Annotated in this window: 18 protein-coding genes and 1 pseudogene; 11 read left to right on the forward strand and 8 right to left on the reverse strand. The window is 70.2% G+C overall.

All coding sequences use genetic code 11. The features are described from left to right. Positions 1-316: 316 nt before the first annotated feature. Both ACWZEH_RS26295 and ACWZEH_RS26300 read left to right on the forward strand, forming a co-directional pair. A complete protein-coding gene (locus tag ACWZEH_RS26295) occupies positions 317-1225 on the forward strand; it encodes a helix-turn-helix domain-containing protein (protein ID WP_384016950.1) in 909 nt (302 codons plus the stop codon). A 1-nt stretch (position 1226) separates the two neighbouring features. Then, a pseudogene (locus ACWZEH_RS26300) lies at positions 1227-1439 on the forward strand (hypothetical protein); the annotation flags it as partial. A 332-nt stretch (positions 1440-1771) separates the two neighbouring features. On the opposite strand, the gene ACWZEH_RS26305 reads toward ACWZEH_RS26300, so the two are convergent. Together ACWZEH_RS26305 and ACWZEH_RS26310 are read right to left on the reverse strand one after the other, a co-directional pair. Continuing rightward, positions 1772-3124, reverse strand: coding sequence for a flavin monoamine oxidase family protein (locus tag ACWZEH_RS26305; protein ID WP_456193561.1), 1353 nt, complete (start codon positions 3122-3124; stop codon positions 1772-1774). Positions 3125-3413: 289 nt separating this feature from the next. Then, positions 3414-4208: an MBL fold metallo-hydrolase gene (locus ACWZEH_RS26310; protein WP_456193562.1), complete on the reverse strand. Its 795-nt coding sequence runs from the start codon at positions 4206-4208 to the stop codon at positions 3414-3416. A gap of 82 nt (positions 4209-4290) precedes the next feature. Here ACWZEH_RS26310 and ACWZEH_RS26315 point away from each other — a divergent pair, with 82 nt between their 5' ends. The 6 genes from ACWZEH_RS26315 to ACWZEH_RS26340 all read left to right on the forward strand — a co-directional run bounded on the left by ACWZEH_RS26315 (position 4291) and on the right by ACWZEH_RS26340 (position 8031). After that, positions 4291-4899 carry a CGNR zinc finger domain-containing protein gene (locus ACWZEH_RS26315; RefSeq protein WP_456193563.1) on the forward strand — a complete coding sequence of 203 codons (609 nt, stop codon included), beginning with the start codon at positions 4291-4293 and terminating at the stop codon, positions 4897-4899. A gap of 29 nt (positions 4900-4928) precedes the next feature. Beyond that, positions 4929-5051, forward strand: a complete 123-nt coding sequence (locus ACWZEH_RS26320) for a PmrA (RefSeq protein WP_456193564.1) — start codon at positions 4929-4931, stop codon at positions 5049-5051. A gap of 101 nt (positions 5052-5152) precedes the next feature. Next, positions 5153-5581, forward strand: coding sequence for an Ig-like domain-containing domain (locus ACWZEH_RS26325; protein ID WP_456193565.1), 429 nt, complete (start codon positions 5153-5155; stop codon positions 5579-5581). Between the two features lie 38 nt (positions 5582-5619). Further along, positions 5620-6057: a CIA30 family protein gene (locus tag ACWZEH_RS26330; protein WP_456199833.1), complete on the forward strand. Its 438-nt coding sequence runs from the start codon at positions 5620-5622 to the stop codon at positions 6055-6057. Positions 6058-6160: 103 nt separating this feature from the next. Continuing rightward, a complete protein-coding gene (gene manA / locus ACWZEH_RS26335; protein ID WP_456193566.1) occupies positions 6161-7357 on the forward strand; it encodes a mannose-6-phosphate isomerase, class I in 1197 nt (398 codons plus the stop codon). Next, a complete protein-coding gene (locus ACWZEH_RS26340; RefSeq protein WP_456193567.1) occupies positions 7354-8031 on the forward strand; it encodes an alpha/beta fold hydrolase in 678 nt (225 codons plus the stop codon). The genes manA and ACWZEH_RS26340 overlap by 4 nt, the downstream gene beginning before the upstream one ends. Positions 8032-8076: 45 nt before the next feature. Here the strand turns inward: ACWZEH_RS26340 and ACWZEH_RS26345 are convergent, their stop codons facing one another. The 5 genes from ACWZEH_RS26345 to ACWZEH_RS26365 form a co-directional block, all read right to left on the reverse strand. Beyond that, positions 8077-9156, reverse strand: a complete 1080-nt coding sequence (locus tag ACWZEH_RS26345) for a glycosyl hydrolase (RefSeq protein WP_456193568.1) — start codon at positions 9154-9156, stop codon at positions 8077-8079. A 503-nt stretch (positions 9157-9659) separates the two neighbouring features. After that, positions 9660-10328: a nucleotidyl transferase AbiEii/AbiGii toxin family protein gene (locus tag ACWZEH_RS26350; protein WP_456193569.1), complete on the reverse strand. Its 669-nt coding sequence runs from the start codon at positions 10326-10328 to the stop codon at positions 9660-9662. Positions 10329-10333: 5 nt separating this feature from the next. Next, complete coding sequence (locus tag ACWZEH_RS26355) at positions 10334-10726, reverse strand: hypothetical protein (protein ID WP_456193570.1); 393 nt, start codon at positions 10724-10726, stop codon at positions 10334-10336. A 783-nt stretch (positions 10727-11509) separates the two neighbouring features. After that, entirely contained in the window at positions 11510-12445 is a 936-nt protein-coding gene (locus ACWZEH_RS26360) for an MBL fold metallo-hydrolase (RefSeq protein WP_456193571.1), read from the reverse strand. Between the two features lie 11 nt (positions 12446-12456). Then, a complete protein-coding gene (locus ACWZEH_RS26365; protein ID WP_456193572.1) occupies positions 12457-13782 on the reverse strand; it encodes an MFS transporter in 1326 nt (441 codons plus the stop codon). A 148-nt stretch (positions 13783-13930) separates the two neighbouring features. On the opposite strand from ACWZEH_RS26365, the gene ACWZEH_RS26370 reads away from it, so the two are divergent. The 3 genes from ACWZEH_RS26370 (at position 13931) to ACWZEH_RS26380 (ending at position 16286) form a co-directional block, all read left to right on the forward strand. Then, positions 13931-14137, forward strand: coding sequence for a hypothetical protein (locus tag ACWZEH_RS26370; protein ID WP_249626581.1), 207 nt, complete (start codon positions 13931-13933; stop codon positions 14135-14137). Then, positions 14124-15515, forward strand: coding sequence for an amidase (locus ACWZEH_RS26375; protein ID WP_456193573.1), 1392 nt, complete (start codon positions 14124-14126; stop codon positions 15513-15515). Before ACWZEH_RS26370 ends, ACWZEH_RS26375 begins: the two co-directional genes overlap by 14 nt. Before the next feature lie 141 nt (positions 15516-15656). Next, on the forward strand, positions 15657-16286 hold the full coding sequence (locus ACWZEH_RS26380; RefSeq protein ID WP_456193574.1) for a TetR/AcrR family transcriptional regulator: 630 nt from the start codon (positions 15657-15659) through the stop codon (positions 16284-16286). 991 nt (positions 16287-17277) lie between these two features. Here ACWZEH_RS26380 and ACWZEH_RS26385 read toward each other — a convergent pair. Beyond that, positions 17278-18834 (reverse strand): MFS transporter, encoded by a 1557-nt coding sequence (locus ACWZEH_RS26385; protein WP_456193575.1) that lies wholly within the window; start codon positions 18832-18834, stop codon positions 17278-17280. Positions 18835-18876 lie beyond the last annotated feature (42 nt).

The raw sequence follows: 18876 nt of genomic DNA on the forward strand, positions 1-18876 counted from the left end.
CGCCGACGCGACAGAGCCCAACTCGGTATCGGACTGTGCGACATCCCGTGGGCTCCCGTGGTTCTTGCCAGGGCCCGGAGCCGCTGGCCTGGGGCTTCTTTCTCGTTCGCATGATCTGCCGGTCAGTGACGTGACTTCGGGATTCCCGAAGCTTTCTCGTCCGATCTGATCAGTCTGCAGTCTGGTCGAAGGCGAGGAGGCACATGCTGCCGACGCCGGCGTCGGTGAGAAAACTCGGCAGAGCTCTGGAGAACTCACGGGATGTCGCACCGAGGCACTTGAGTCTCCAGCCGCCGGAGGGTTGAGGATCTGGTTCATGGACGACGAACGCCCCGACGTGCTCACCATCGGCCGGCTCGCGCGCCGCACCGGAGTTCCGGTGCGGACCCTGCGCTTCTGGTCGGACGAGGGGGCGGTGCCGCCTGTGGCCCGCTCGGCGGGCGGCTACCGGTTGTACGACGCCGAGTCCGTGGCTCGCGTCGAGCTGGTCCGCACGCTGCGGGAGCTGGGGCTCGGGCTCGACGACGTGTGCCGCGTCCTGAGCGGCCGCACCACGGTTGCCGAGGTCGCCGACGCGCATGTGGCCGCGCTCGATGCGCAGATCCGCTCGCTCAAGGTGAGCCGGGCCGTCCTGTCCACCGTGGCGAAACGGGGTTCGACCGTTGAGGAGACAACGTTGATGAACCGGTTGGCGCGGCTTTCCGCCGCCGAACGCAAGCAGATCGTCGACGAGTTCAAGGATGAGGTGTTCGGCGGCCTCCACGACCCGCGCCTGCGCGACCGCATGCGCACCTACAGCATCGAGTTGCCGGACGATCCCACACCTGAGCAGGTCGACGCCTGGATCGAACTGGCCGAACTGGTGCGTGACCCCGGTTTCCGCATCCGGTTGCGCACATGGATGGAGCTCAACACGCCCGTACCGGGACAGAGTCGTCCCGCCGGGGCCTCCATCTGGTGGGCCAGGCAGATCGTGCAGACCGTCGCGGAGGTCAGGAGAGGCGGTGTCGCTCCGGAGGAGGTGGCAGCGGCCGAGGTGCTGTCCGAGCTGTTCGGTGACGCTGACCGGGCCGCCGTGCTGCGCAGCCTGGAGGCCGGGATCGAGGCAGGAGCGGAGCGTTACCGCAGGCTCGTCGCCCGTGTGCGCGGGCAGGCTTCGTCGCCCGACGCGACCGAGGAGCTGGAGTGGCTGGCGCGGGCCCTGCGTACCGCGGATCAGAACTGATCTGGCGCTCGGCCTCGGCACGGGGCAGGCCGCCGACCTCGCGGTGCCGCTCGACCGGGACGAGCTGATCGCCTACGGGCCTCGGCTGTTCGACAACGGCGCCACCCGGCTGGGGACGGCGGCGTTGGTCTGGAGGCGGGCCCCGGACACGGCACGCGCCGTCCCGACCCCGGACACGGCACGCGCTGTCCCGACCCCGGACCGGTACGCCGACCGTGGGTGCACAGCCGGCAGTTCAGCAGGCGGTCGTGCTTACCGACGACATCCAGGCCGACGTCGCCGCCGAGACCCTTCGGATTCCTCAGCATCCTCGTGTTTCACCCGAACCCACGGAGGCATCGGCCTGACGCACACCGGCGGGCCCGTGGGTTCGCGCTGAAGGACCTCCGGTTTTCCTGAACCCACGGGGATTAGCGGCCTTGGGTGCCGTCGGCACCGCGGTTGTCGGTGCATCCGGACAGGCAGAGGACCCCGGCTCGCGCCGGGGTCCAGTCCTTGGGGGGAAGTGTGGTGTCGCCCGGCGCGGCTCGGGGGTGGACGTCGGGGTCAGGAAAGCTCGGCGAGGACCTCGTCCGCGGCACGGCGGCCGGAGCGGACGGCGCCGTCCATGTAGCCGTTCCAGATCGTGGCGGTTTCCGCCCCGGCCCAGTGGATGCGGCCTACCGGCGCGGTGAGGGCGGCACCGTACTGGGTCCAGGCGCCGGCGCCCAGCCGACCGCCGTAGCAGCCGCGGGTGAACTCCTCGGCGTTCCAGTCCTGCTCGAGGACATCGAACGGGTGAGCCGCCTTCGGGCCGAAGTACTTCACGAGTGCACCGGTTACGAGGGCGCGGCGTTCCTCGGAGCTCAGCAGGCTCGCGGTGCGGGCGTGGGTTCCTTCGAGGAAACCGACGAGGACTCCGCAGGAGGCGTCGGCCGGGCTGTTATCCATGACGAGGTTGAATTCGTCGTCGAGACTCATCACGTATCCGCTCAGTCCGTCCTCGCGCCAGAACGGCGTGTCGTACCCGACCTGGAACTTGATGACCGAACCTGTGGGCATCTGCTGGGTGAGCCCGTCTCGCAGTGCCGGCAACCCGGGGATGTACCGGATCCGGCCGGCCAAGGTCTGCGGGACGGCGACGACTACCTGTTGGGATGTGACGCTACCGCCCTCGTACTCGACCACCGCGCCGTTCTGGTCCTGGCGGATGGTCCGGACCACGGTGTTAAGACGCACTCTGTCGCCCAGCTCCGCGCCCATCCGCTCGGAGATCTGGTGGGTCCCGCCGACCACACGGCTCTCCTGGGCGCCGCCGGCGATGGCCACGAGTGTCTTCAGGCTGGTGCCGGACTTGACGTAGAAGAGGAAGTGGAGCAAGGAGAGTTCGGGGGACTCCGCGGAGAACAATGCCGGTACCAAGTGCCGGAAGAACCGTTGCGCGATGCTGTCCTGGGTGTTCGCGCCCAGCCAGCTGTCCAGCGTCTGCCGGTCCGGATCCTCGGCGCCCTCGGTCTCCCACGGCGCCTCCGTCGTCACCTTGGACGCCAGTGTCTCCATCTGTTCCCACAGCCGGACGACCTCCGTGGCCGATGCTGAGGGCAGGCCGTAGAAGCTCTCGTCTCCGTACCGGACGATGTCTCCGTCGATGACGGTCAGTGCCTCCCCCTCATCGAAGGTGGGAAAGGTCTGCAGGCCGAGTTCCTCGATCAGCTCAAGCAGCACGTCCTGTGTCGGGCCTACCCACTGGCCTCCCATCTCCACAGGCACTCCGTTGCTGAGGACCCCACCGAGGTTGCGCCCGGCAACCCGGTCGCGCGCCTCCAGTACCGTCACGGACTTGCCGGCGGCGACCAGTTCGCGCGCGGCGCTCAGGCCGGCCAGGCCAGCGCCCACTACGGCAACGTCGACATCATGCATCTTGCATCCCTTCAAAGGGGCAGTCCGGTGAATGGGGACCAGTCCGCAGCAGGCGCGGTGGACCAGACACCCGGCGGACCAGTGCGGGTGGGCTGCGCCAGTCAGCACAAAGTGACCGGCTTTCCGCACAGCGGATTGCCGGCAGCGGGATCGAGCGGGCCCGGCGTCACGCCGGGACCCCGCTGCGCGTTCACGAGCACGCACCGAGCACTGATGGCTGTTCACTGTTCCCGAAGGCCGGACTGCGGGAAACATGCCAGGGCGCCGTGGAGGTCTCTGTCATCCCGGCTCAGGGGCGCCGGCTCCAGTCGAGACGGTCGGCCAGGCCCGCGGAGGCGAACGCGGCTGCCAGCTCTGTGCGGCCCTCGGTGAAGTGGGCCCAGCCGTCGTAGTGGAGGGGGACCACACGGCCGGCGTCGAGGATCTTCGCGGCCTGGGCGGCCTGGGCACTGTCCAGCACGATCAGCCTGCCGTCGAACACGTCGGCGAAGCGGGGCGCGCCGGCGAAGAGGAGGGCGGTGTCCACCGGGGCGAAGCGCTCGGCGATCTCCTTGACCGCGTCGAGGGAGGCGTTGTCGCCGCTGAGGTAGATGGTGGGCAGGCCCTGGCCGGTCAGGACGAAGCCGACGACCTGGCCGGCGACCGGTTCGACCTCCTCGCGCGGGCCGGGGCCGTGGATGGCGGGCACGCCGGTCACGGTGACCGTGCCGGGTCCGCCGTCGTGGCGCTCGAGCTCGATGGACTGCCAGTCGGCGAGGCCGGTGGCCGCCTGACCGAGACGCTCCCCGCCGCCGGGGGTGGTGAGCGTCAGCGGAACATCGGCGAGCAGGGCCCGGCCGGAGGTGTCGAGGTTGTCGGCGTGCTCGTCGTGCGAGAGCAGGACCACGTCGACGCGGCCGACATCGGCCGGGCTGCCGTCCGCCGCCGCCGTCTTGGTCAGCACGACCCCCGGCGCCTGGTGATCGCCCGGACCGTCGAAGGTCGGGTCGGTGAGAAAACGCAGGCCGCCGTACTCGAAGAGGGCAGTTGGTCCGCCGAAGACGCGGACGGGGAACGGGGCGGTCTGCAGGGTCGGGGAAGACACGAAGAAAGTTCCTCACGGATAGATTGCGCGTTAACCGTGATGCGACTGTAGGCATGTCTCACGGATGAATACAACCCGTACCATGAGGAGTGTGGAAGAGTTCGTGATGGAAGAAGCCGCCCTGCAGTCGGCGCCCGGTGAGGCGGAGCACCCCGCCCTGGGCCTGGCCAACAGCGCCGTCGCACTGCCCGGCGGGCACACGGCCGACCTCCTGGGCACCCCGGCGCAGGCCGAGCAGTGGCTGGCGCGGCGCGACCTCGCCCCGGAAGGCGCCGGCTTGGCGGAGGTGTGCGCGACGCAGCTGCGTTCGTTGCGCGAACAGGTCAGGTCGCTGCTGGCCTCCCGCGTCGCCGGGCAGCCCGCCCTGCCCGCCGCCGTCACGGCGATCAACGACGCGATGACCCGCGTCCCCACCGCATCCCTCCTGCTGTGGGACGGGAAGACCGGCCCCTACCGCGCCACACCCCACCCCACCACCGCGATTGTCGAGCACGCCCTGGCCGTCATCGCCGCCGACGCCGCCGACCTGCTCACCTCCGCCGACGCCACCCGCCTGACCGCCTGCGCCTCCCCGCCCTGCAACCGCTTCCTGCTCAAGCACGGCCGCCGCCAGTGGTGCTCCACCCGCTGCGGCGACCGCGCCCGCGCCGCCCGCGCCTACGCCCGCCGCATCGAGCCCAGAACGACCTGACGCGAGCCCCGGCAGACCCGGGTACTCCGATGCTGCTGGCCAGCCCCTGCCACGCCTCGGTCCGCTCACTGGGGCGGTACGCCCGCCCCGGCGTCGACGCGGCCGCCCTGGGCGTGGCCCAGCGCGACCCCGCCGCTCGCCGTCGAGGTTGATCACGGCGGCCTACGGCACGCTTCCGGCGTATTCCGGTTGGCCCCTATGTCAGGCGGTGGTGTCGGTCCCGGGATCCGGCACCGCAAGGGCCCAGTCCCCCATGGCCTCCAGGACCCTGCTGCGCATCGAGCCCCCGCGTGAGGCGGTCGGCGTTCGGCTGGTCTGGGCCGCCTCGACCCGTCCGGCACCGCTGACCGGCGTCACCCTCGCCGAGGAGGCGGAGTCCACCGCGACCACGGCACCCGGTACGTTTCGGCAGAACCCGGAGGACGGCGCGACCGGGGTGTCCGTCACCGCACCGCTGACCTGGACGGCCTCCGAGAACGCCGCGCACTACTCGGTGACCCTTTCGACGAAAGCGGACCTGTCCGGCCCCGTCATCGACGTCACCGGGCTGCGGAGCACCAGCTACGTTCCACCCTTCAACCTCCGGCCCAACACCACCTACCACCTGCGGGTACCGCCGCGAACGGCGCCGGTACCCGCACCGCCGACGGCGCCCCCACCCGCTTCACCACCGGAGCCCTGACCGTCGACGACTTCGAGGACTACCCGGACGGCGCGGCACTGACCGCGGCCTACGTCCGCAACACGGGCGGCGGCCCGGTGACCGTCTCCCCCGACGGCGAACACGCCGACGGCGTAGGCCGCGCCCTGCGCGCCGCCTACGACCCCGGCACCCCCGGCTACGCGGGGGTCATCCGTTCCCTGCCCACCCCCCAGGACCGGGGCGGCGCCCGGAACCTGCGCCTGTGGGCCCGCTCGGACGGCACCGAGGACCAGAGCCTGACGGTCCAGTTCGTCGCCGCCGGCATCTACTGGGAGAAGACGGTACCGCTCACCGACACCGACGGCGCGATGCTCACCCTCCCGCTCGCGGACTTCACCAACCCGCCGTGGGCGACGAAGGGCCCGCTCGACCTCACCCACGTCACACAGATGTCCTTCTACTTCAACGGCGAGGCCGGCACGGCCTGGATCGACTCGATCACCGCCACGGACTGATCCCACCGTCCTGCCGGCCACGGCTGCCCTGCGCCCTGCCCGGCACGAGCCCGCCGCCCTCGGTCGCCGAGGGCGGCCCTTTCCACGCCTGAAGGGGAGACCCATGACCGCGATCGCCGAGCCGGCCCCCGTCGTACGCGCCTACTCCTGGGGGTCACGCACCGCGATCCCCGCCCTGCTCGGACAGCAGCCCAACGGGGAACCCCAGGCCGAGTTGTGGTTCGGCGCGCACCACACCGCCCCGTCACCGCTCACAAGCAGGCCCGGAACCCCGGATCTGGCGGCCGCGATCACCGCCGGCCCCGTCGGCGAACTGGGGAAGGCGAGCCACGCGGCCCACGGGCCGCACCTGCCCTTCCTGCTCAAACTGCTGGCAGCCGCCCGGGCGCTCTCGGTCCAGGTACATCCCACGCGCGAGCAGGCACGGGCCGGCCACGGCCGCGAGGACGCGGCCGGAATACCGGTCGACGCCCCTCACCGCACCTTCAAGGACCGCAACCACAAGCCGGAACTGCTGTGCGCGCTGGGACCTTTCGAGGCACTCTGCGGCTTCCGCGAGCCGGCCCGTACAGCCGATCTGCTCGACGCCCTTTCCGCGCCCGGACTCGAACGGTGGGCGGCTTCACCGCGCTCCCGCCCGCAGCGGGACTCCCTCGGGTACACGCTCCAGGCGGCCCTGACCGCGCCACGACGCCTGGTGCGCGCCGTCGCCGACGCCCTGCCCGCGCTCGCCGCGTCGCCCGGCCCGTGGAGCTCGGCCGCCGCCGCGTACGCCACCGTGGCCGACGACTTCCCCGACGACCCCGGCCTGCTCGCGGCACTGCTGCTCAACCATGTCACTCTCGACGCAGGGGAAGCCCTGTACCTGGCGGCGGGAGTGCCGCACGCCTATCTGCGGGGGACAGGCGTGGAGATCATGGCCAACTCCGACAACGTGCTCCGCTGCGGCCTGGCCGACAAGCACGTCGACACCGGACTCCTGAGTGAGATCGTCGACCTGACCGCGACGCGACCATCGGTCATACGTGCCTCACCGACGGGGGTGAGGGGTGAGGCACACTATGCCTCTTTGGTGACGGAGTTCGCTCTGTCCCGCGTCGAAGTGGGCGCCGAGGCCGTGTGCCCGACCGACGCCGGACCGCAGGTGCTGCTCTGCCTCACCGGCGAAGCGCTGCTGGAAGCGGGCCCGGCCCTTGCCGCGGGTGCTGCCGCGTTCGTCCCGGCCGGCCGGCCCTGTGCGGTGTCCGGTGCGGGAGCGGTGCTCTACCGGGCTCGGGTGCCCCTGGGCGGTGTCTCGTGAGGCTCGCGACCCGGGTCTGGGGCGACGGCCCTCGCACGGCTGTACTGGTGCACGGCATCATGTCGGACTCGCGCGGCTGGAGTCGCGTCGCCCCGGCGATCGCCGAGCACGGTTACCGGGTCGTCGCCGTGGACCTGCCCGGCCACGGAGCCAGCGGGCCCGCCCCGGTCTGCACACCCACCGCACTCGCCGCCGACCTGCTCGACACCCTGCCCGTGGCGCCCGACCTCGCCATCGGTCACTCACTGGGCTCGGCCGCGCTGCTGCTCGCCGTACCGCGACTGCGCTGCGCCCGCGCCGTCCACTGCGACCCCGCCTGGGTGCCCCGGAGCCGGGACCTGGACGGCCTGCGCGCCGGCAAACACGCCACCTGGCGGGAGCTGCGCGCCGCCCATCCCCGCTGGCACGACGATGACATCACCGCCGAGCGGCAGGCGCTCGCCACCTGGGACCCCGCGTCCGTCACCGCGCTCCAGTACCTGCCCGGCCTGCCGGACGTCCCCGCTGTCCCCTCGCTCATCCTGCTCGCCGGTCCCAGCGAGCGGATCTCGCCGGCACAAGCCAGGGCACTGGGCCGTCGCGGCTGGCACGTACGCACGGTGGGCGGTGCCGGGCACACCGTCCACCGTGACGATCCGGCCGGGTTCCTCCGGGCGCTGCGCGGCTGGCTCTGACCGGCACCGTCGGCAGACTCAGCCGCGCGGCGCCCGCGCCGGGCGTCAGGGCAGCACGACCTCACCCTGGTTCAGCACACGGGGGTGGAAGTACGCCGCCTGGATCTCGGCGTTCGTGTTGTTCCCTCGCAGCTGTTCCGACCACATCATGAACCACGCCCACCCGGGCTGACTGTCGAGCAGTGCGGCGTTCGGCACTTTGCCCATCTCCGCAAGGGCCATGGGCTTTGTCCCCGCAATGTTTCGCATCTGCTGGTAGTCGGCGGAACTGGGGTGATTCTTGTACCAGACGTCCAGCGAGACGACATCCACGTACTGGTTGCCCGGGTAGTAGTTGCTCCAGCCGCCCGCCGGATTGTCCTGCACGTTCCACACCCAGATCAGATTGTCCAGCCCTTTCGTCCCGGCGAGGTAGTCACGGGTGATCTGATAGAGGCGCGCGCTGCCGTTCGCTCCGGGACGGTTTCCCCACCAGTTCCACGATTCGTTCATTTCGTGCAGCGGCCGGAAGAGGACCGGAACACCCGCGTTCTTCAGTTGCTGGAGGTAGGGGACGACTTCGTCGAGGCGCCGCTTCCAGGCGTTGTTCAGGGCGCTTCCCTCGGTGATGATCTGCGAGAACTGAGCGCTGGATATGTTCGACTTCACACCGCCTTCGAACGCGCAGGAGCTGCCCCCGGTCGGAGGGCAGACGTGCCAGGTGAGGGTGACCAGCGAGCCGTTCGCCCACTCGGTCTTCGCCTGGTCGACCACCCGCTGGCGGTTGGCCACATCGGTGGCGTTGAACATCAGGTCACCGCCCCAGAGGCCGGGGTACTGCCCGGTCACGTCCTTGACCTGCTGCGTGTACTGCCCGGGCGCGGAAGCCGGCTCCTTGTTGTGCTGACCGGAAACGATATGGTTCCCGGAAATGGAGCGAAGGTAGTTCAGCACCGTCTGTTTGGGGGTGGGGGAAACGCCTGCGCGGATTCCGTCGCAGGCCAGACGAGGATTGCTGCGGCGACAGCCGCGACAGTGGTGACGAAGGCGACGCAGTGCCTCGTTCTTCTCATGGGTGTTCCAGCTTTCATGGTCGACCGGAATTCGCTTCGCCATCAAGGTGGCCGCTGCGGAGGCAGTCGTCAATGGGGTGGATCGCCTTCTGCAACCATCCTGCGGGATGTTTTACTTAACGTTTCCTGAACGTCGTCGAGAAGGTGGCTCCTTATGCCCCTTGCGCGTTTCATGTCACGGCTCGCCGGTCGGTCATTCTCGAACGTCCGGCCGTGACGGGCCGCCGCCGACGATCTCCGCGCGGCCAGAGCCCTTGTGTCGGGCGCTGTTGCGCGCGCTCCGGCGGTTCACCCTCTGTTCGATGCCTGGGGCGTACCGGAGAAACGCTCCCAGGGGACGGCCTGCCTCCGGAGGACCGTGAGGTGCAGACCGCCCGTCGACGAGAATCTGCGCTGCGTCGGCGGGCACAAGGATGGCCTGCTCGGCGTCACCGACAGCCGCTCGCGGTCCGTCCGCGCCTCCCCGAGGGCGACTGCCGTGCTCGCGGTAGCAGCGGCGACCCTCCAAGTTCGCCACCGCGACGTTTCTCGACTCTTGCCCGGATTACTCGCGATCGTGATCGCATCCGGACGTGCTCAGTCGATATCCGGATCATCGGCCTCTTCGAGGAGGCGAACAGCGAGGTCGTCCGCCCATTCCACGGCCCAGGTGCGGAGAGCGGTGATGGTGGCGTCGTCGAGCCCATAGGCGGTGAAGGCGTCGTCGTCGGTCCACTCGGCGCCCGTGAGGTTCGACTGCAGGTCTTCGCGCTCGAAGCGGCCACGGGCGTGTCGGCGGCCGAACTCCTCGAGCTCGGTGTTGGTCCAGCGGCGGGAGGCGGCGAACACGTCGATCAGGTCGCGGGGCGCTCCGCGGTCGGCCAGGGCGCGGACCTTGGTCCCGATCACGTCCTCCTCCGCGAGGACGGGCCCGTACAGGCTCTGGGCGACAGGCCGCCAGAAGATCTCCTTGAGGATGCCGACTTCGCATTCCTGCCCGGTGGCCGGGTCGAACACGGTGAAGCGGGCGGACAGCGGGGCAGTCTCCAGCGCCTGCACCTCCCAGCCGCGGGCTTCCAGGCCGGCGCGGAGCGTGGCGGCGATGTCGGCCATGGGCGCCGGGTTCTCGGTGGCGACGTCGAGGTCCTGGCTGGGGCGGTTCACAAGGCGGTGCGCCCGCACGGCGTATCCACCCGTGAGAACCAGTGGATACGGGGAACCGAGCGCGATCACATCTGCCAGGAGCCGCGTGTGCAGCTCCGGCATGTCCGTCACGCGGCTGCCCGGGTGCGGGAGGCGAGTTGGGGGAAGGCGTCTTCCCATACAGCACGCACGGTGCGGCCGACGAGAGTGCGCAGCACCGGCCACAGCTGGAGGAGCAGGTCCCGGTTGAGGTAGTGGGGCAGGTCGTCGCGCAGGCCCTCGTGCAGGACGGTCCGGTACAGGCCCATACGCTGGCGAGGCTTGCCCAGGTCGTACGAGGTCATCCCCGACCAAGCCATGTGCAGTGGCAGATCCACGACACCGTGCATCGGCCCGTGCAACTCGTCCAGCGACTCCGGCAGACGCCGCCGGAACTTCTCCCGGTACAGCGCGAGGTCCTCGGCGACCGCGCCCGAGGGGTCGCTCGGCGTGGGTGCGGCGTGCTGTGAGCTGGAGGGCATGAATCCATTATGGCGGCCGGAGAAGCGGTGCGGGTCATGATGTGCGAGCTTGCGTCCGGAGTTGGCGGGAGCCGGGCCGTGCAGGTGAGCTGGTCGTGGCAGCCCGTTCCGCTTGAAGAGGAGGGATGGACTGTGGATCATGACGCTCGTTCGACGCTCTGGGCGGCGGCACGCGGGGCCGCGAGCCCAGAAATGGGGCCTGACCTGGCCTTTTCCGGGACTCACTCAGGCCGACATCTTCCCGATGACCTCGCACGTGGAGTGCGTGGTGATTCTTGAAAAGGCCGCAAAGGACGTCTGACCTGCGGTTGCGCGGCCCAGGTGGGTCGCTCGACCTGTTTTCCTCCGTACAGCGGGTCGGGCGCACTCACTGCTTGTTCAAACTCGCCTGACCTGCGGTTGCAGGGTGTGGCGGGGGTCGTACGAATGATTCGGCGACGTGCATTCATCATCGTTGACGCTCGAATGACGCTCGATTCGTGAGACTGAAGCAGGGCCGCGTTGCCCGGCCGGCGATGGGCGAGTGGGGCCGGCAGGTTGCCCTCGTTCGCGACGCGTCGGCGTGACTGTCGCCCACGAGGGACAGCCGACAGCCGGCTTACGCAAAGGGCGCAAGCCGGTGATCGGTCATGACGTCGTCCGGCCCCATCGGTGACGACGGAGCGCATGCCGGAGGAGTCTCATAGCCGCTCCCGGGCCGTCCGGTCGCGGACGCCCAGGACGTCACCCGCACGGACTCGGTGCGACTCGGTGCGCGGCACGTCCCGGGTGCTCCGATCCGCTTCAGCCACCGATGGGCGTTACCCCTGAGGGAGCCGGGAGCAGTCGGAACCCGCCGTCCTCGCGTAGCACGTGTCCGGCGGTCGGCGGCGGGAAGTGGCTCCCAAGCAGGAGAGTTGACGTACCGGCCAGTGAGCCGAGCACCTGGTTCCGGGTCCTGGCCGCGAGTTCGGGAGCGACGTCCACACAGCTGCAGAGCTCCGGATGCGCCATCTGGACCGGGTGGTGGATGCTGTCGCCGGTGACCAATGCGGTCTCACCACGGCTGCTCAGTTCCACCGCTACCTGCCCCGGTGTGTGGCCGGGGGTGGGCAGCAGACGGATGCCCGGCGCGACGTCCGTGCCCTCGTCCGCGACATCGATGAGGTCGAACAGACCTGCTTCCCGGACGGGATGGACCGAGTCCCGGAACATCTGCCGACGCGCCTCCTCCATGTCGACACCCGCCCAGTAGTCCCACTCGGTGCGTGAGGTGAGATAGCGCGCGTTCGGGAAGGTGGGCACCCAGGCGTCGCCCTCGGCACGCGTGTTCCACCCCACGTGGTCGGCGTGGAGGTGGGTCAGGACCACGACGTCAACGCTCTCCGGCGCGAAGCCCGCCGCCCGTAGCCGTGCTTCGTAGTCGCTGTTCAGGTTGTGCCAGGCGGGGTTGGCGCGCCGCTTCCCGTTTCCGATGCCGGTGTCCACCAGCACCCGCATGCCGTCCACCTCGACGGCGAAGCTGTGACTCGCCAGGCGCAGGACGCCTTGTTCGTCGGCGAATTCGGGGCTCAGCCAGGGAGTCCGGCTCACGAGGTCGGTGGTTGCCCCGGGCAGCAGCCACGGACCGGTCCGGGCGGGCAGGACCACTTCGTCGATGCGTCGTACGGTGTGGTTGCCCACCGTCCAGGAAGAGGCGGGGGGAGTGATGGACTTGGTCGTTTGCGATGAGGTGAACACGGCGACTTTCCTTACCTGTTACGGGTCGCGAGGACGGAGATGTCTGGAGCGGGTGTGTCGGGTGAGGCGGATGCGTAGTTGCTCGTCGCCGGGCGGGAGTGGGCGTCCGGGGACGGTGTCCGGCGCCGACTGCGCAGCGGCGCGGTCAGCGTCGCGACTGCGACGGTCGCCAGTACGGCCACGCAGCCGGCATGGGCCAGTGCTGCCGCACGCAGCCCGAAGCCGGCGGTGAGGGCGCCGGCGCCGATGGCGGGCAGACTCATCGCCAGGTAGCTGAGTACGTAATAGGAGGCGAGCGTGCCGCCCTTCTCCCGGGCCGGGACCGAGTCGACGACCGCGCGCAGCGCACCCTGGGAGACGGCTCCGAAGCCGAACCCGGCCAGCGCCGCCCCGGCGAAGAGGAGTACGGGGCCGGCGAGATGGAGGGCACCCAGGGTCAGGACGGCCGCCGGAATCACCGCGCAGCTCCCGAGAAGAGCGGAGACGTCGGCACGCATCCTGCGCGTGAAGTACACCGTCGGGGCGGCGACGGCCGTCAGCGTGAAGAAGACCATGCCGCCGGCGTATTCGGGTCCGCCGGGGGAGATGAGCCGTGTGAAGCCCGGTCCCAGGGACGAGTAGAAGCCGCCGAGTGCCCAGACGGCGACGACGCCGGCGCCGTTGAGCAGGAGAGCGTGGGCGGCCGCCGACGGCAGCGCCAGGTGGGGCCGCGTCGAGCGCAGTGCTCCGGGACGGCGGCGGACGGTCTCGGGCGTCGAGACGAGGGCGATGGCCTGCGCGGCGAACACGGCGATCAGGGCCGTGTACACCGTGATCGTCGGAACGGGGGCGAAGCGCACCATGAGGGTGGCTGCCAGGACGCCGGCCGCCATGCCCGTCATTGGCGCGATGCTGTTGGCCAGAGCGGGGCGACCCGGCCGGGCGGGGTCTTCCAGGTCGAGGAGAGCCGCACCTGCTGCGCTGGTCGCCGCGCCGGTCGCGATGCCCTGCAGCACGCGGGCGCCGATCAGGGTGGTCAGGCCGCCGGCCGTCGCGAACAGTGCCATGGAGGCGACCTGGACCGCGAGCGCGCCCAGGAGCACGGGGCGGCGTCCGACATGGTCGGAAAGGGTTCCGGTCGTCAGCAGTGCGATCAGGAGCGCCAGGGCGTAGGCGCTGAAGACCACGGTGATGTCGAGGGACGACAACTGCCACTGAGCCTGGTAGTGGGGGTACAGCGGGGTCGGCGCGCTGGATGCGGCGAGCAGCGCGATCAGGATCGAGGCGTGCAATGCGAACGGCAGGCGTCCGGATGGGGAGGTGCGGGGAGGCGCGAGGCCCGCGGGGACGCTCTGCATGAGGGTCCTTCCCGTACTAAAAGCGATTGGTTTGCTTTAAGCCACCGTAGGTCCTACGATCGACTAAAGCAAACGATTCGCTTTTGTGGTGGTCGGAGGTCCTGTACCAGCCCCGGCCCGTCACGCCGCACAGATCCGGAAGGAAGCCATGACCAGCGAACTCACCCCCCAAGAGGCAGCCCGAGGGGCGCTGCGGGCGGGGCTCCCCCTCGGGGACGGCCGACACGAAGGAGTGGCCATGACGGCCAACTACATCCACTCCGTGATCAGCACGTTGCGCGAGCTCGATTTCGGCGAGACCCCTCCCGCGTCCTCCTACCGAGCCGGACAGGGGAACGCCGATGCAACCGTTTGAGCTGTCGCTGACCGAAGCCTCCCGTGCGGTGCGCGCACGGGAGCTGTCCCCCGTCGAACTCACCGAATCGGTGCTCGCCCGTATCGCCGCCGTCGAAGGACGGCTGGGCGCCTACGTCACCGTCGCCGCCGACGAGGCCCTGGCCGCAGCGGTCCGCGCCGAACGGGAGATCTCCGGAAGCGGACCGCGCGGGCCGCTGCACGGGATCCCCATGGCGCTCAAGGATCTGATCGACGCAGAGGGGATGCCCACCACGGCGAGCTCGCACGTCCGGGCAGGGCACGTGGCGGAACGCGACAGCCGGGTGGCCGAACGGCTCGGCGCCGCCGGGGCCGTCCTCCTGGGCAAGACGCACACGCACGAGTTCGCCTACGGCCTGACCACTCCGCAGACGAACAACGCCTGGGACCACAGCCGGGTTGCGGGCGGGTCGAGCGGCGGCTCGGCGGTGGCTGTCGCCGCCGGCGGGGCGACGTTCGCCATGGGCACGGACACGGGCGGTTCCATCCGGGTCCCCGCGGCCCTGAACGGCGTGGTGGGCCTCAAGCCGACCTACGGCCTGGTCCCGCGCACAGGCGTGACCTCGCTGTCCTGGTCCCTGGACCACGTGGGCCCTCTCACCCGCACCGTCCAGGACGTCGCGCTGGTGCTGTCGGCGACCGCCGGCCACGACCCGCGCGACCCGGCGAGCGTGTCCGGCCCGATGCTGGACCGCTTCCCGGGAGGCGACCTGCGAGGACTGAAGGTCGGCGTACCGCGGAACCACTACTTCGACCGGGTCACGCCCGAGGTCGAGGAGTCCGTACGCGGCGCGATCGAGCGGCTGGTGGAGCTGGGGGCGGAGCTCGTCGACGTCGAGATCCCGATGGCGCGTTACATCCGGGCCGTTCAGTGGGGGCTGATGGTTCCCGAGGCCACCGCCTACCACGAGCGGTCGCTGCGGGCCACCCCCGACCTGTACGCGGCGGACGTTCGCATCCTGCTGGAGGCCGGCGAACTCACCTCTGCGGGCGACTACCTCCGCGCCCAGCGGGCCCGCACCATGATGCGAGACGCCTGGGCTCGCATGTTCGACGGAATCGACGTCCTCGCCGCGCCGACGGTGCCGATGACCGCCGCCGAGGCGGGGCAGGAAGCCGTCGAGTGGGCCGATGGCACGACCGAGGCCGTGTCGGACAGCTACGTCCGCCTCTGTGCCCCAGCCAACATCACCGGCGTCCCGGCCCTCACCCTGCCGGTCGGTCACGACCGCGCCGGACTGCCGATCGGTATGCAGCTGATGGCGCGCCCCTTCCACGACGCGACGGTGCTCCGTGTGGGCCGGGTCTACGAGGAGTCGGTGGCCGGCGCGGGGCGGCTTGCTCCCCTCGCTGCCTGAGGGAAGGCGGACGTTCCAGCCGGCATGCGGTCGCGTCGCCGCAGGGGCGTCCGCCGTGCTCGGGCGCCCGGACACGTAGCCCCGCGGGGCGCCGACGCCGGCCACCGCCTAGAGCAACAAAATCGCATTAAGGTGGATCGCATGAGTCCCAAGCCCATGGTCCGCCCCGGCGGGCGCAGCGCACGCGTACAGGAGTCCGTCCATGCGGCGGTACGTGAACTCGTAGGGGAGGTGGGCCGTGACGCGCTCACGGTCCCGATGGTGGCCACTCGGGCGGGCGTGACCCCCTCCACGATCTACCGTCGTTGGGGCGACCTGCAGGAACTCCTGTCCGACGTGGCCGTCGAACGACTGCGCCCGGAAACGGATCCGGCCGATCTCGGAAGCCTGCGGGCCGATCTCGACGCGTGGGCGGAACAGTTCCTCGACGAGATGGCCTCGCCGCCCGGGCGCGCCTACATCCGGGACGCCCTGCTCGGCGACCCCGACGGAACCAATGCCGGTCGGTGTTCGGCGTATGCCGCAGAGCAGATCGACGTCGTGTTGGCCCGTGCGGTGCAGCGGGGGGAGCCGGTGCCCGAGACGGAACTGCTGATCGACCGTGTCGTGGCGCCGATCATGTACCGCATCCTCTTCCGCCCTGGCCGACTGGACGCCGCATACGCGCGCGAGCTCGTGACGAACGCCGTGTACGCCCAGCAGATCGAGGCCGGCGCTCGCCCCACCCAGGCCGCCGACCCTTGGCACTCGAAGAAGAAACCCGACAACTGACCACTTCGCTCATCGGGCGGTCCGGCCACTGGGCCGTGGAGGCCAGGCGGCTGGCTGTACTGGCAGGGGGCCTGAAATCCCCGGCAATGACCGACCAGGACGTGGCCCTTGGGCGTGCCGCCCGTTTGACGCTCCGTGCACACGAAGGGCCCTTCGGCGGAGCAGGAAACGTCCCCTGACCTGGTGTTATGCGAGATCCATCCTGCCGGGACATCTTTCCGATGACTTCGCATGTTGAGTGTGTGGCCATTCTTGAGCCTGTTGCGAAGGGCGTCTGACCTGCGTCTTTATGTATCAGGTTCGTTTCTCGACCCGTTTCCCCTGTGTAACAGGTCGGTCGGTCCGAGGCGCTGTGACCTGCGCTTTTGGAGCGAGAGCAGTATCGAAGGTTGTCGCGGGGACTGCCTTGCGAACGTTCTTGACGTTCAGGTGACGCCCGCTTTGATGACCCGTTGAGCCTATGAGCGCACCGAAAATGCAGTCGTCCAGGCCCGTCCGGAGCGCTCCCGGACGGCCTTTGTCGGTCCTGCCGCACTGCGTACGCACCCCAAGCGGGAATCACCCGACACTGTGGCCCCGGAGCTGAGGCGCCGGATGACCCTCAGTGCACCCCAGGAAGGTCAGCCGCCTGCTCGGACACTGACGGTGTGGCGCGCTGCCCCGTGCGCCCTGGGGCGCTGTCCACGTTCGTGCCATCCTGCGGCTGTGGAGCGCCCGTCTCCCGACGGCCCAGCCGGATCAGACACCGGAGAGCGTCGCCGCCGGCGACTGGAACCAGGCGCCGTGGGAGAACGGTTCCGGCGGGCCCACGGCGAAGCGGCTCAGGTCGGACAGGGTGCAGCCGTCGTTTGTAAGGGCGGGGAGCAGGTTCTCGGCACTGTCCCGACATTCAGTTGGCGCGGGACGTGGTCGCGGAGGGAACCGAGCAGGCCCGTGCGCGCGCCGCCCCGTCGCCCCCGCGAGCGGGGGCGACGGGGCGGGCCGCGGCTGGTCAGACCCGCGACTTCGCCGGCTCCGCCTCCGACGCGGCCTCCGGTTCGTCGCTGATGGCTCCGATGTGCCGCAGCACGACGGCGGACAGGATCGACAGGACCACCGTGCACGCCGCGGCCACGACCATCGCCGTGTTCATGCCGGAGGTGGCGGCCTCCTTGGCGAGGTCGAGCCAGCCGGCGGGCATCTGCTGGGCCGAGGAGACGGCGCCGGCGAGGCTGTCGCCCGCGGCGTCGGCCACGTCCGCCGGCGTGCCGGCGGGGATCTCGTCGTCAATCCGGCCGCGGTAGATCGCGGTCGCCAGGCTGCCCAGGATCGCCACACCCAGCGCGAGGCCCAGTTCCTGCACGGTCTCCGACATCGCCGAGGCCGAGCCCGCCTTCTCCGGCGGCGCCGCCCCGACCACCAGGTCCGTACCCAGGGCCGCGATCGCCCCGAGCCCGAGGTAGACGAGGCCGAATCCGACGACCATCAGGGCGATGCCGCCCGAGGAACCCACCAGGGCGAGCAGGACGTATCCGACCGTGGACAGCATCAGGGTGGCCGCCACCACGAGGCCCGGCGGCACCCGCCGCGCGACCAGGGGCGAGCCGATCGCGGCCAGGAACATCAGCAAGGCGGGCGGGCCCATCCACAGCCCCGCCTCGACCGGCGGCAGCCCCTCCACGAACTGGAGCTGCCGGGTGATCAGCAGCATCGAGCCGCCGACGCCGACGAGACCGATGAGCAGCACGCTCAGCGCGGAGCTGAAGGTCCGATTGGCGAAGAGGCGCACATCCAGCAGCGGGCTCTCCAGCTTGCCCTGCCTGCGGACGAACAGCACCGCGAAGACCACGCCGATCACCGCGGCGGCGATCATCGGCAGATCGAAGCCGTCCTTGGCGAAGCGCTTCACCGCGTAGACCACCGGCAGGATCGCCAACAGCGACAGCGCCACGCTGATCAGGTCGAACCTACCGCTCTGCGGCGCCGAGTACTCGGGGATCAGGAGCGGCGCGGCCACCAGCAGCACGATCGCGACCGGCACCGCCAGGAGGAACACCGAACCCCACCAGAAGTGGTTCAGCATCACTCCGCCGACCACCGGGCCGAGCGCCATGCCGAGCGCGAAGCTTGTGGCCCAGACACCGATCGCCAGGGAGCGCTGCCGCTGGTTGGTGAACATATTGCTGATCAGCGCCAGCGTGGACGGCATCAGCGTGGCACCGGCGACCCCGAGGGCCGCTCGCGCGGCGATGAGCATGTCGGCGCTGGTGGCGTAGGCCGCCAGCACCGAGACGATCCCGAAGGCCGCCGCCCCGATCATCAGCAGCCGACGGCGGCCGATCCGATCACCCAGCGTGCCCATGGTGAGCAGGAAACCGGCGATCAGGAACCCGTAGGCGTCCATGATCCACAGCTCTTGGGTACCGGACGGGCGCAGATCCTCGGCCAGTGAGGGAAGGGTCAGGTACAGCACGGTGACGTCGAGGCCCAGCAGCACGGTGGGCAACGAAAGGACGGCCAGCCCTCCCCACTCCCGGGCTCCCGCTCTGCCTGTGGTCGTTGTGCTCATGGCACTCCCTGCCTTTTTCTCGGATCGTCGACATGCGATCGC

The organism is Streptomyces yamdrokensis (genome assembly GCF_053890455.1).

Excerpts from the sequence above, each read along its gene's own strand:
- ACWZEH_RS26370 (WP_249626581.1), top strand. The coding sequence starts at position 13,931 with ATGACCAGCGAACTCACCCCCCAAGAGGCAGCCCGAGGGGCGCTGCGG.
- ACWZEH_RS26320 (WP_456193564.1), top strand. The coding sequence starts at position 4,929 with ATGCTGCTGGCCAGCCCCTGCCACGCCTCGGTCCGCTCACTGGGGCGG.
- ACWZEH_RS26295 (WP_384016950.1), top strand. The coding sequence starts at position 317 with ATGGACGACGAACGCCCCGACGTGCTCACCATCGGCCGGCTCGCGCGC.
- ACWZEH_RS26350 (WP_456193569.1), bottom strand. The coding sequence starts at position 10,328 with ATGCCGGAGCTGCACACGCGGCTCCTGGCAGATGTGATCGCGCTCGGT.
- ACWZEH_RS26385 (WP_456193575.1), bottom strand. The coding sequence starts at position 18,834 with ATGAGCACAACGACCACAGGCAGAGCGGGAGCCCGGGAGTGGGGAGGG.
- ACWZEH_RS26355 (WP_456193570.1), bottom strand. The coding sequence starts at position 10,726 with ATGCCCTCCAGCTCACAGCACGCCGCACCCACGCCGAGCGACCCCTCG.
- ACWZEH_RS26325 (WP_456193565.1), top strand. The coding sequence starts at position 5,153 with ATGGCCTCCAGGACCCTGCTGCGCATCGAGCCCCCGCGTGAGGCGGTC.
- ACWZEH_RS26315 (WP_456193563.1), top strand. The coding sequence starts at position 4,291 with ATGAGGAGTGTGGAAGAGTTCGTGATGGAAGAAGCCGCCCTGCAGTCG.
- ACWZEH_RS26375 (WP_456193573.1), top strand. The coding sequence starts at position 14,124 with ATGCAACCGTTTGAGCTGTCGCTGACCGAAGCCTCCCGTGCGGTGCGC.
- ACWZEH_RS26305 (WP_456193561.1), bottom strand. The coding sequence starts at position 3,124 with ATGCATGATGTCGACGTTGCCGTAGTGGGCGCTGGCCTGGCCGGCCTG.
- ACWZEH_RS26380 (WP_456193574.1), top strand. The coding sequence starts at position 15,657 with ATGAGTCCCAAGCCCATGGTCCGCCCCGGCGGGCGCAGCGCACGCGTA.
- ACWZEH_RS26365 (WP_456193572.1), bottom strand. The coding sequence starts at position 13,782 with ATGCAGAGCGTCCCCGCGGGCCTCGCGCCTCCCCGCACCTCCCCATCC.
- manA (WP_456193566.1), top strand. The coding sequence starts at position 6,161 with ATGACCGCGATCGCCGAGCCGGCCCCCGTCGTACGCGCCTACTCCTGG.